Genomic DNA, 12163 nt, shown 5'->3' with positions numbered 1-12163 from the left:
GGCTCAAGTCTCCTCTAATCAGGATCGATCTCGCCTCTGCGCGCGCGGTCGGCGGCGAGGCGATGTTTCTTGGTGTTGGTCGGCAGCGGCTTCTTGACCGGCTGCTTGTCCTTCGATTTCGGTTTTGGCTTGGCCTGGGCCGCCGGCTTGGCGTGCGGCGCCAACGGTGGCGCCAGCCCGAGGTCGCGCTTCTTCTCGCGCTCGGCCGCCTTGCCGCGGCGCATGGACTCGGCGATCAGCTCGTCGGTCAGCACCATCTTGGCGTCGCCGATGTCGGCCATCGGCAGCACGACATCCGGCTCCTGGTCCTTGGCCACGTCATCGCGGGTGATGCGCACGCCGTCGCCTTCGACGCCGGCGATGATGCCGCGGAAGCGCTTGCGGTTCTGATGCGCCACCGCCATCTCGATCTTGACGAGATGACCGATGTGACGCTCGAAATCGGAGCGCCGCACCAGCGGCCGGTCGATCCCCGGCGAGGAGATCTCGAGCCGGTAGGCACGGTCGATCGGGTCGGCGATGTCCAGCACCGGCGACAGTGCCCGCGACACCGCCTCGCAATCCTCGATCTGCATCGTGCCGTCGGGACGCTCGGCCATCACCTGGACCGTGCAACCACCTTCGCCCGAAATGCGGATTCGCACCAGGCGGTACCCCATTCCCTGCAGCACCGGGTCGGCCACCGCCGCCACGCGCGCCGCGACGCCCGGCTCGACGACGAGGCGGGGCTCGGTCAGGAGGTCGGTGTCAGCGGTTGCGAACGTAGGTTCCGTCATCGAGGCGTCGATCGCGTGTCTTGCTTGGTTGGGCCGTGGGGCCTGTTCGATCGCGCTCACCGGACCGATCCCGCCCGCGGCGGAGCGATCCAGGTAACAAAAAAGAGCGGGTCCGGAAGGGCCCACCCTCACTACGCGATCGTATATGAGATGATGTTTGATGGCGCTCATATAGCGGCTTTGCCGCCTGACGGCAAGGGTCGTGTCGGCTCAAACGGCGCCTGGAACTGCGAATTTGCTCCGCGCCGGGACCGCGGATCGGATCGTTTCACCCGACCGGGAACGGCTCAATGCCGCAGGGTCTAACCCTTCATTCACCAAGATCGCTTAAAAATGAGCTGAGTTCGCGCTTTTCGCCCCGTCGTCGTGCCGCAAGGAGCGGAGCGCGCGGAAACGTGTCGTGTTGCGTATCGAGTAGACGTCATGACCCCCGCTACCGCGCTGATCCCCGGCCTCGGCGGGATCGTCAGGCAGGGCAATGCTGAACGCGGCCTCGAGGCCACGCGCCGCATCGCCGACCTGTTCTTCGAGGATGCGACGAAGCTGCGTCCCGAGCACATCAATCTGTTCGACGGTCTCCTGATCGATCTGGTCCCGTTCGCGGATCTGCCGACGCGGATCGATCTGGCGGAGCGGTTGTCGCGGCTCCTCAGGGCGCCCCCTGCCGTCGTCAGCCGGCTGGCGCGCGACGACGAGGTTGCGGTGGCGGGTCCGCTGTTGCGCCGCTCGCTCGTGCTCGACGATCCCGCGCTCATCGACATTGCGCACGACAAGAGCCAGGGTCATCTGCTCGCGATGGCGGAGCGGCCGCGCCTGTCGGCTGATATGACGGACGTGCTGGTGCGCCGTGGTGATCGCGACGTGGTGCGGCGGACCGCTGCCAATGATGGCGCAGCGTTTTCCCCGCGCGGCTATGTCGCGCTGATCCACCGCGCAAGTTCCGACGGCGTGCTGACCCTCACGGTCGGTCGGCGCGACGATCTTTCCGACGATCATCTGAAACAACTGCTGGCCGGCTCGCTCGATGTCGTCAGGCGGCGGTTGTTCGATGTCGTGCCGCCCGACAAGCAGGCGAGGATCAAGCAGGCTCTCGCCGAGCTCGCCGATGCGGCGCACGCAACGAACAGCACGCGCAATTTCGTGCCCGCGCAGCGGACCATCCTGTCGCTGTATGAAGCCAGCGGCTTGGACCAGTCGGCGCTGTTCCGCTTCGCATCCGAGCACAAATACGAAGAGGTCATCGCGGCTCTCGCCGCAATGACCGGACTTAAGATCGCGACGCTCGACCGGCTGGTGTCGGGCGATCGTCACGATCCGCTTCTGATCCTGGGGCGCACGATCGGGCTCGACTGGCGCACCGTGCATGCACTGATCCTGCTGCGCCTCGGACCGAAACGCGTGCCGGCGCAGCGCGACATCGATGCGATCAGGGTCAACTACGCGCGCCTGCTGCCATCGACCGCCGAGCGTATCGTCGCGTTCTGGAAGACACGACATTGAACGACGTCGCCGGCATAGCGGTCAGCGCCGGCGGAAGATCAGATAGTTGGCGACGCGGCCTTCGCGCGTCGCCTTCCGTCCGTAGCGCGTCATGGTGTAGCCCGGCCAGGGCAGGCGCCAGTCGTCGGCGCGCTCGGCCGTCCAGGCGAAGTCGGGCGAACGCAGCAGATGCCACAGCGTCCAGGCGCAATAGTCGGCGATGTCGCTGACGAAGCGGAACTCGCCGCCGGGCTTCAGGACGCGCGCCATCGCGGCGACCGTTGCATCCTGCACGAAACGCCGCTTCCAGTGCCGCCGCTTCGGCCAGGGATCGGGATGGATCAGGTCGATCCGCTGCAGCGACTGCGGCGGCAGCCAGGCCAGCAGCTCGGCGGCGTCGCCCGCCAGCAGCCTGATATTGCCGATGTTGTCGGCCTCGATGACCGACAGGATCTTGGCCATGCCGTTGACATAGGGCTCGCAGCCGATGAAGCCGGTGGTCGGAAACGCCTTTGCTTCGGCGGCAAGATGCTCGCCGCCGCCAAACCCGATCTCCAGCCGCAGCGCGTCGACCGGCGGATGGTACAGCGTGGGCAGCACGGCTTCCGCGGGCGCGGCGAGATCGAGCGCGAGGTGCGGCAGCAGGTTGTCGACCAGGCCGGCCTGATGCGCCCGCAGCTTGTGGCCCTTGCGCCGGCCGAAGAACGAGCCCTGACCATGCAAGGCCTCGGTGCTGGCGTGGTCGTCGTCGACAGGCATGTTGATCGCGGTGCTCATCGCAGGGTTTGATAGAGACGGTAGAGCAGCCTTGTCCGCGGCTCGATCGAGGAGATGTACATCTGCTCATAATGCGTATGCGCGCCCTTGCCGTCGACGCCGAGCCCATCGAGCGTCGCCGTGAACGGTGCGGTGAAATTGCCGTCGGAACCGCCGCCCGTGTGGGTGTCGACGAGCTCGAATCCGATCTCTTCGGCCAGTGATTTCGCATGCTCGAACAAGGCCGCGCCGGCGTTGCCCTTGACGTAAGGCGGCCGGTTCACCTCGCCCCTGACTTCAACCGTGACGCCATCGCTGCGCGAGGTCAGCCCCAGGATCTTGGGCAGGATTTCCTCTGCATCGGCTGGCGTCGGTAGCCGCGCATCTACCTCCGCATGGGCTTCCTCTGCGATGACGTTGGGACGTGTGCCGCCGCGCACCACGCCGACATTCACGGTAATGCCGCGCGCGGGGTCGTTGAGCGCTTCGAGCGCATGGATGACGTTGGCGAGTTCGCGGATCGCACTGCGTCCATCCTGTGGACGCGCGCCGGCATGCGCGGGCACGCCGCGGATGGCCACGTCGAACCGCGCCACGCCCTTGCGTCCGGTCACGATCTTGCCGCCGTCACGCGCCGGCTCGGTGACGAGGACGTATTTGGCCTTGCGGCCTTCCTCCTCGATCAGCGCGCGCGAGGTCGGGCTGCCGATCTCTTCATCCGAGACGAACAAATGAGTAATGCCGAGCGGCGATTTTTCACCGCCTGCGCAGAGCTGACGAAAGGCGTGAAAGGCGAGATACGCGCCGCCCTTCATGTCGTAGATCCCCGGACCGTACGCGACGTCACCGTCGACCGAAAACGGCAGCCGCGCGATGAACCCGATCGGGTGCACCGTATCGAGATGGCTGAGGACCAGAATTCCGGGCTCGGCCTGTCCCCATGACGAACGCGCGATGAGATGGTCGCCGCAGCCGTCGCGTCCGGCGATCCGTTCGATCGTGGCATCGAGCCCGCGATAGCCATCCGCGACAAGGGAAGCCAGCTTGTTGACCTGATCAGGCGCCTCGGTCGGGGTCTCGATCTCGACCCATTGGCGGATGCCTTCGAGAATTGTGCGACTATCGAACGGGCTGCTGCTGGTGGTCATGAGCTTTGTAAATCGTTCTCGATGGTTACGAAGTGGTAGCAGGCGGTGGACGCGTTGGCGCGTCGCAGGGCGGGTTGGCGGCTGGGACGCCAGAGTTCCAGGCCACATGCGCACAAAATGATTTAGAGCGCGATAGCGTTTCCCGAAGGGGAGCCATCGCGCTCTATTGGTCGCAATCGAAGTTGTCTATCGGCCCATTCGCCCTGCGAAGCGTTGCATGCCCAGCGCGACGCTCGCAAAACGCGTTCTGCTAATGGCCCCCCGAGGCGCTGACATTCATATGAGAGAAAATCGCGATAGGAATGTCAGCGCCGGCGCATCAGCTAGCCCTCTTCCGGAGCTTCGCGATCAGCGATCTGCTCGACCAGGTCGACGATGCTGCGACGAAGCTTTGAATCGTGGATCCGCGTGAATGCGCGGGTCAACGCCAATCCTTCTGAGGTTGCCAGGAAATCAGACACATAGGCGGGCGAAGCGCCTTCGCCGAAAGCTTCACCGTTGGTCCCGCCACTCGGGACCCCTTCGAACAGGAAGGAGACCGGGACCTGCAGAACCTCCGAGATCTGCTGAATCCGGCTGGCGCCGACTCGATTGGTGCCTTTTTCGTACTTCTGTATCTGCTGGAACGTGAGTCCGAGAGCCTCACCAAGTTTTTCCTGGCTCATGCCCAACATGATACGGCGCATCCGCACCCGGCTGCCGACATGCTTGTCAACAGGGTTGGGCGCTTTCGTCGACATCTCTCAACTCCTTAGAATGGGCCTCGGAACGAGGCGGTCGCAGTATGCCTCAGGCGCTCACACCGTCAATTTCTGTTCGCATGCGTACTAACGAAGACGGCCGAGCAACGATCTGGACGGCTCATGCTGCCGCGCGAGAATGCGAATTGCAGCAGCTATCTGTCAACACTTGGGGTTTTGCTTGTCAAAAAAAATCTTACGGACCCGGAAAGAATCGAGATCTTGTTGTCGTCAGGGAAGCTTTTGAGCAACACGTCTGCGAACGACGGTGCTCAGGGCGATCACTAACAGAATCGCAACCGGAATGTCGCCGAGCTTTGCATAGACTGTCGGCTGCAACGCAACAGGCAGCGCGGAATCCAGCACGCCCTCTGCACCGAGTGGCAATTGCTTAACGATACGGCCGACGGGATCGATCACTGCAGAGATGCCGGTGTTCGCAGATCGAACTAATGGAAGTCCTTGCTCGATCGCGCGCCACTGCGCCTGCTGCAGATGCTGATGAGGACCGGTCGAAATGCCGAACCAGCCGTCGTTGGTCAAGTTGACGATCCAGCCCGGGCGTTCTTCGCTCGGCACGCTGTCACTCGGAAAGATCGCCTCGTAGCAGATCAAAGGAAGAACACGCGGAGCGTGTGGCACGTCCAGGTTGCGTCGCGCCGTGCCCGGGATGAAACCGCCCTGCACCCGCGTCAGCTGCTCGAGCCCGATCCGCTCCAGCAGAGTCTGGAACGGCAGGAACTCGCCGAACGGGACCAGATGGAGCTTGTCGTAGACCGACAGCACGGTGCCGTCGTGGTCGATCACGTAGATCGAATTGTAGGCCCGGGTGATGGGAACGTTCCGAGGCACGTCGGGGGCGCGGACCGAACCGGTGATCAGCACCGCGCCCGGCGACAGCAGGTCGGCGATCTGGCCCATCGCGTCCGCCTCGCGGGTCAGGAAGAACGGGAACGCCGATTCCGGCCAGATCAGGACATTGGTGTCGCGGACACCGGTGGCTGTCGGACCGGAGGCGCGATCCGACAGCGCCAGATAGCGGCGCATGACGTCGGCCTTGGCGCCATAGTTGAATTTGACGTCCTGCTGCAGGTTCGGCTGCATGATCCGCAGCTTGAGATCGGCGACGAAGGCGGTCGGATGCAGGCCGATCCGGATGACGCCGAACACGCCCATCACCACCAGCAAGGCGGCCGCCGCGGCCGGCGCCCGCCAGCGCTCGCGCCAGGTCTTGCCGTCGATCAGCACCGCAGGGCTGGCAAAGATCGCGATCGCCAGGAACGTCATGCCCCAGATCCCGATCAGCGACGTCGCCTGCGCCAGCGCGAGCGGCTGCGACAGGGCATAGCCGAACGTGTTCCAGGGGAAGCCGGTCAGCGCGTGGCCGCGGAGCCATTCGCTCGCGGTCAGGCAGACGGCGAGCGCCAGGATACGGGTTGCACCACGCGTCCAGATCAACCGCGCCAATGCGAAGCCCAGTGCCGGAAACAGCGCGAGATAGGCCGGCAGGCCCAGCACGGCGAACGGCATCAGCCAGGCGAAGGTGTCGGCATCGACCAGGAACGCGTTGCCGATCCAGTACAGGCCGGGCACGAAATAACCCATGCCGAAGCAGAAGCCGGTGAAGGCGGCAGCCGGGATGCCGCGCCGCCGTCCCGCCGCCGCACCATCGATCAGCCAGACCAGCACCGGGAAGGTGATCGCAAGCACCGGCCAGGCGTTGAACGGAGCCATCGCAAGCGAGGAGAGCGCGCCGGCGGCGAGCGCGATCGCCGCACGCTTCCAGCCCCAGGCCAGGACAACGCCGATGGCGAGGCCGCGAATCGTCGATGGGCGGATCACTGTGAGCTGGCTCCGTCGCCGCGTGGCGGGCTGCTATCGTCATGGCCCGGCGCCGGGCCGGCCTCTGCCGGCGGCGGCTCGGCCGGGACGTCCGTGTCCGGCGGGGTCGCTTCCGGCGCCATTTCGCGGCGCCGGCTCTCGCGCGGCGGGCGGGGTGTGGGACGCTCCTTGCGCGGCGCGATGCGCAGCCGCTTGACCCGGCGCGGATCGGCATCGAGCACCTCGACCTCGAAATTGCCGGGGCCGGAGATCAGCTCGCCGCGCACCGGCAGCCGGCCGACATGATTGACGAGATATCCGCCGAGCGTCTCCACCCCTTCGCCCGCCTCTCCGGTCACGAACTCCTCGCCGATCACCCGGCGCACGTCGTCGAGGCTGGCGCGGGCGTCCGCGATGAAGGCGTTGTCGGCCTGCCGCACGATCGCCGGCGGCTCGTCGCTGTCGTGCTCGTCGTCGATCTCGCCGACGATCTGCTCGACGATGTCCTCGATCGAGACCAGCCCGTCGGTGCCGCCATATTCGTCGACGACCAGCGCCAGATGGATGCGCGAGGCCTGCATCTGCGCCAGCAGGTCGATCGCGCGCATCGACGGCGGCACATAGAGCAGCTTGCGGATGATGTTGGCCTCGAACAGCGGCATCGACAGGTCGACGGCCTTCAGGTCGAGACCGGCCGGCAGCGGCTTCTTGCGCCGCGCCTTCACCTCGTCCGAGACGCGTGCCTGCGCAGTGGTGAAGGCGAGCAGGTCGCGGATGTGCACCATGCCCTCGGGATCGTCGAGCGTGTCGTTGTAGACCACGAGCCGTGAATGCGAGGCACTCTCGAACAGGCTCATCAGCTCGCCGAGCGTGATGTCGCGCCTGACCGCGACGATGTCGGCGCGATGCACCATGACGTCGGCGATCCGCCGCTCGTGCAGATCGAGGATGTTGCGCAGGAGCGTGCGCTCGACCGCGGAGAAGCCGATGTCGTCGGGTGTCGAGGCGTCGAGCACGACCTGCAGATCGTCGCGCACCGATCCGCCGCCCTTCCATCCGAACAGATTGCGCAGCGCGCGCAGGAGCCAATTCTCGCTCGGCGAGCGGCCGAGCTCGGATGCCGGCACCACGGCCGGAAGATTGCGCGTGTTGCGCGGATTGTCGTGAATGGGTTCGGAGTCGGCCATGATCAATTCGTCCGCTCCCGGTCGGCATAGGGATCGGGGATGCCGAGATGGGCGAGGATCTCGCGCTCGAGCGCTTCCATCTCCTCGGCCTCGTCATCGGTCTCGTGATCGTAGCCGATGAGATGCAGGAATCCGTGTACGGTCAGATGGCTCAAATGGTGCGCGAACGGCTTCTGCTCCTCGTCGGCCTCGCGCCGCATCGTCTCGTAGGCGATGGCGATGTCGCCGAGCATGCGCGGTGCGTCGTCCTCGCCGCGCGGCCCGGTCGGCTGCAGCGCCGGAAACGACAGCACGTTGGTCGGCTTGTCGATGCCGCGCCAATTGCTGTTCAGGGTGCGGATGCCGTCATCGTCCGTCAGCATCACCGCGATCTCGGCGTCTCCGACGTCCGCGTCGACCGTCTCAGCGGCGGCGACGATGGCGCGATGTATGACCTCCTCGGCGTCGGGCTGGTCCTGCCAGCAGTCGGCTGCGAGGATCACCTCGGTGGTTGGAATGGGACTTTGTGGCATCCTGGTCGTTCTGTGCGGATGGCGCTCGGATCATGCGCCGATCGGCGAGCTTGCTCCGGGGGTCAGCGCGCCTTTGGACTCTCATAGGCGGCGACGATACGCGCCACCAATTCGTGGCGAATGACGTCCTCGCCGGTGAACCTGACCTGTGCGATCCCTTCGACTCCGTCGAGCAGCCGCGCGGCCTCGGCAAGGCCCGACGTCTGGCCGTTGGGCAGATCGATCTGGGACGGATCGCCGGTGATGATCATGCGGCTGTTCTCGCCCAGACGCGTGAGGAACATCTTCATCTGCATCGACGTCGTGTTCTGCGCCTCATCGAGAATGATCGCGGCATTGGTCAAGGTGCGCCCGCGCATGAAGGCGAGTGGCGCGATCTCGATCTCGCCGGCCTGCAGCGCGCGTTCGACGATGCGCGCATCCATCAGATCGTACAGCGCGTCGTAGATCGGACGCAGATAGGGATCGACCTTCTCGCGGAGGTCACCAGGCAGGAAGCCGAGCCGCTCGCCAGCTTCGACCGCCGGGCGCGAGAGGATGATGCGGTCGACTTCCTTACGCTCGAACAGCTGCGCCGCATGCGCGACCGCAAGCCAGGTCTTGCCGGTGCCGGCCGGGCCGATGCCGAACACGAGCTCGTGGCGCTTCAGCGCGCGGATGTAGGAATCCTGCGCGGCGGTGCGGGCGCGCACCGGGCGCTTGCGCAGGTTGATGCTCTCGAACGCGTTCTTGGCGTTCTTGGCGTCGAACTCGAACAGCGAGCCTTGCGCCACCACGGCGCGGATCGCGCCCTCGACATCGCCCTGCGCCAGATCCTGGCCCTTGACGGCCTGCGCATAGAGCGATTCGAGCACGCGCCGCGCGGCATCGCAGCCGTCGCGGCTGCCGCCGATGGTGATGTGGTTGCCGCGGGAATCGACGACGACGCCGAGCCTTCGCTCGACCAGGGCCAGATTCTGGCCGTAGGGGCCGACCAGGGCGGAAGCGGCGCGGTTGTCGTCGAAATCGATGACGACCTGGGTCTCGGGAGGCATGGACATGTCGCGGTCGAACTTGCGGCTGGGAGCGAGGGAAGACGAATCCGATGCGCTCTTGGGCAAGTGCTCAGCCTCCGATGGATACAAGGGGCGTGGGGGAGATCGCTGCCGGCGCGGCCGTGACAAGCTCGCCGAGCAGGCTGTAGCGTTCGAGGCTGTCGATCCGCACCGGCAGAACCTGACCGATGATGTCGTCAGAGGCCATGACGTGGGCCGGCTGCAGATACGCGGTCCGTCCGACCAGCTGTCCGGGCTTGCGCGCCGCGCGCTCGAACAGCACGTCGACGACCTGGCCGATCGCGGCCTTGTTGAAGGCTGCTTGCTGGCTGTCGATCAAGCTCTGGAGGCGCTCCAATCGCTCGTCCATCTCGGTCGCTGACACCATCTCCTGGATGTCCGCTGCCGGGGTTCCCGGACGCGGCGAATACTTGAATGAATAGGCTGCAGCGTATCCGATTTGATCGATGAGCGCGAGGGTGGCGCGAAAATCTTCCTCGGTCTCGCCCGGGAACCCGACGATGAAATCCGAAGAGAATGCAATGTCGTGACGGGCGGCGCGAAAACGGTCGACGACATCGCGGTAATCGGACGCAGTGTGTTTGCGGTTCATGGCATTCAGGATTCGGTCGGATCCCGACTGAACCGGAAGATGCACGAACGGCATCACCGCTCCGAGATCGCGATGCGCCGCGATCAGGCTGTCGTCGACGTCGTTGGGATGGCTGGTCGAGTAGCGAAGCCGCGCCACGCCCGGAATCTCGGCGATCCTGTAGAGCAGCCGCCCCAGCGTCCAGGGCCGACCCTCAGGGCCTTCGCCGTGATAGGCGTTGACGTTCTGGCCGATCAGGGTGATCTCGCGAACGCCGTTCTCGGCGAGCTGCGTCACGTCGTCGACAATGCGCGCCACTGCGCGCGACATCTCGCTGCCGCGTGTATACGGCACCACGCAGAAGGTGCAGAACTTGTCGCAGCCCTCCTGCACGGTGACGAAGGCCGAGACGCCGCGGGCGCGGATCGCCTCGCGGCTGGGCTTCGCCAGGAAGCCGAACTTGTCCTGGGCCGGGAATTCGGTCTCGATTGCGCGCTCGCCGCGGCGGGCCTGGGCCAGGAGCTGCGGCAGATGGTGGTAGCTCTGTGGGCCGACCACGACGTCGACGGTGGGGGCGCGGGCGATGATCTCCTCGCCTTCCGCTTGAGCCACGCAGCCAGCCACGGCGATCTGCATCGTCCGGCCGGCCCTTGCGGCGTCCTCCTTCGCGACCCGCAGCCGCCCGAGCTCCGAATAGACCTTCTCGGAGGCCTTCTCGCGGATGTGGCAGGTGTTGAGGATCACGAGATCGGCGTCGCCGGCCTCGGCGGTCTCGACGAAGCCCTCGGAGCCCAGCGTGTCCACCATGCGCTGGGCATCGTAGACATTCATCTGGCAGCCATAGGACTTGATGTGCAGCTTGCGCGGCGGCGTCATGAACCCTTGCATGCAGTCGGAGGCGCGCCAATGCGGCGCCGCGCTCAAATATAGGCTAGGGGGCCGAAAATCCAGCGACCGCGGGCTTTTTCTCGGACAGCCGGCCCAGAATCGCCGGCAGCTGCCGCATGTCGTCGAAAACCAGGGTTGCGCCGGCCGCGCGCAGATTGCCGGCGTGCCCAGGCCGGCAGTGGCTGCCGCCATGGAACCCGAGCACCGTCATGCCGGCGGCGACACCGCCCCGGATACCGGCCAGACTGTCCTCGACCACCACGCAGGCCGTGGGACGCGCCCTCATCTGCGCTGCGGCGAACAGGAACAGATCGGGCGCGGGCTTGCCGTTCTCGACCTGGGAGGACGAGAAGATGTGCGGGGCGAGGCGATCGTAGAGCCGGGTGGCGCCAAGGCTGACGCGCATGCGTTGGTGCGATCCGGAGGAGGCGACGCAGACCGGCACGTCGATGGTGTCGAGCGCCTCCGTGATCCCGTCGATCGCCGCGAGGTCCTGCTCGAAGGCGCGGAACAGGCGGTCCTGCAGTTTCGGGTTGAAATCGTCGGGCAGGCTGTGGCCGAGCTCGGCCTCGACCTCGAGTTTCGCCTGTTTCAGGGAGCGGCCCAGGAACCGCGCGAACACCTGCTCGGTCGTGATCGGATAGCCGCACAGGCTGAGCACGTCGGCGTGGGTCTGACAGGAGATCACCTCGCTGTCGACCAGCACGCCATCGCAATCGAAAATGACGAGATCGAAGCTGGAAGCCGGCGCTGCGTCAGCCATTCGTCTCTTCGTCGAGGGGCACGCAATACAGCTCCAGCCGGTGGTCGACCAGCTTGTAGCCGAGCTTGCGGGCGATCTCGGCCTGCAGCTTCTCGATTTCCTCGGAGGTGAACTCGATCACCTTGCCGTCGCGCAGATTGATCAGATGATCATGATGGCTGTCGCGCATCTGCTCGTAGCGGGCGCGGCCCTCGCGGAAATCGTGGCGCTCGATGATGCCGGCATCCTCGAACAGCTTCACGGTGCGATAGACCGTGGAGATCGAGATCTTGTCGTCGACGGCGACGCAGCGCCGGTACAACTCCTCGACGTCGGGATGGTCGCAGGCTTCCGCGAGCACGCGGGCAATGACGCGGCGCTGCTCGGTCATGCGCATGCCGGTGGCGGCACAGCGGGCCTCGATTCCGGTGGAATTGAGCGCTGGCGTGGTTTTCAAGGAGGTCATCGTGTCTCGCCTCAAGGATGCG

General features: G+C 65.6%; 12 protein-coding genes. 1 reads left to right on the top strand and 11 read right to left on the bottom strand.

The genetic code is table 11. From position 1 onward, the window contains the following. Window positions 1–14: 14 nt before the first annotated feature. Window positions 15–776: a ribosome maturation factor RimP gene (rimP, locus tag QW881_RS11315; protein ID WP_315758127.1), complete on the bottom strand. Its 762-nt coding sequence runs from the start codon at window positions 774–776 to the stop codon at window positions 15–17. A 423-nt stretch (window positions 777–1199) separates the two neighbouring features. Between rimP and QW881_RS11310 the strand changes: the two genes are divergently transcribed. Then, window positions 1200–2276 carry a DUF2336 domain-containing protein gene (locus QW881_RS11310; RefSeq protein WP_315758126.1) on the top strand — a complete coding sequence of 359 codons (1077 nt, stop codon included), beginning with the start codon at window positions 1200–1202 and terminating at the stop codon, window positions 2274–2276. Between the two features lie 21 nt (window positions 2277–2297). Here the strand turns inward: QW881_RS11310 and QW881_RS11305 are convergent, their stop codons facing one another. The 10 genes from QW881_RS11305 to QW881_RS11260 form a co-directional block, all read right to left on the bottom strand. Beyond that, window positions 2298–3032, bottom strand: a complete 735-nt coding sequence (locus QW881_RS11305) for a tRNA (guanine(46)-N(7))-methyltransferase TrmB (RefSeq protein ID WP_315758125.1) — start codon at window positions 3030–3032, stop codon at window positions 2298–2300. Continuing rightward, window positions 3029–4159: a M20 family metallopeptidase gene (locus QW881_RS11300; protein ID WP_315758124.1), complete on the bottom strand. Its 1131-nt coding sequence runs from the start codon at window positions 4157–4159 to the stop codon at window positions 3029–3031. The genes QW881_RS11305 and QW881_RS11300 overlap by 4 nt, the downstream gene beginning before the upstream one ends. Window positions 4160–4482: 323 nt before the next feature. Then, window positions 4483–4899 carry a helix-turn-helix domain-containing protein gene (locus QW881_RS11295; RefSeq protein WP_006615449.1) on the bottom strand — a complete coding sequence of 139 codons (417 nt, stop codon included), beginning with the start codon at window positions 4897–4899 and terminating at the stop codon, window positions 4483–4485. 231 nt (window positions 4900–5130) lie between these two features. Continuing rightward, entirely contained in the window at window positions 5131–6741 is a 1611-nt protein-coding gene (gene lnt, locus QW881_RS11290) for an apolipoprotein N-acyltransferase (protein WP_315758123.1), read from the bottom strand. Then, entirely contained in the window at window positions 6738–7907 is a 1170-nt protein-coding gene (locus QW881_RS11285) for a hemolysin family protein (protein WP_315735582.1), read from the bottom strand. The genes lnt and QW881_RS11285 overlap by 4 nt, the downstream gene beginning before the upstream one ends. 2 nt (window positions 7908–7909) lie before the next feature. After that, window positions 7910–8419 (bottom strand): rRNA maturation RNase YbeY, encoded by a 510-nt coding sequence (gene ybeY / locus QW881_RS11280; RefSeq protein ID WP_315758122.1) that lies wholly within the window; start codon window positions 8417–8419, stop codon window positions 7910–7912. A gap of 62 nt (window positions 8420–8481) precedes the next feature. Then, a complete protein-coding gene (locus QW881_RS11275; protein ID WP_315735578.1) occupies window positions 8482–9459 on the bottom strand; it encodes a PhoH family protein in 978 nt (325 codons plus the stop codon). A 64-nt stretch (window positions 9460–9523) separates the two neighbouring features. Then, window positions 9524–10921, bottom strand: a complete 1398-nt coding sequence (miaB, locus tag QW881_RS11270) for a tRNA (N6-isopentenyl adenosine(37)-C2)-methylthiotransferase MiaB (protein WP_315758121.1) — start codon at window positions 10919–10921, stop codon at window positions 9524–9526. 55 nt (window positions 10922–10976) lie between these two features. Continuing rightward, window positions 10977–11696, bottom strand: coding sequence for an HAD family hydrolase (locus QW881_RS11265; protein WP_315758120.1), 720 nt, complete (start codon window positions 11694–11696; stop codon window positions 10977–10979). Continuing rightward, window positions 11689–12141, bottom strand: coding sequence for a Fur family transcriptional regulator (locus QW881_RS11260; RefSeq protein WP_315716937.1), 453 nt, complete (start codon window positions 12139–12141; stop codon window positions 11689–11691). Before QW881_RS11260 ends, QW881_RS11265 begins: the two co-directional genes overlap by 8 nt. Between the last annotated feature and the right edge of the window lie 22 nt (window positions 12142–12163).

Source organism: Bradyrhizobium sp. SZCCHNS3016 (assembly GCF_032484535.1).
In the GTDB taxonomy this organism is placed as follows: domain Bacteria; phylum Pseudomonadota; class Alphaproteobacteria; order Rhizobiales; family Xanthobacteraceae; genus Bradyrhizobium.
Note: the sequence above shows the minus strand (reverse complement) of the source record. Positions and strands in the feature narration are given on the sequence as shown.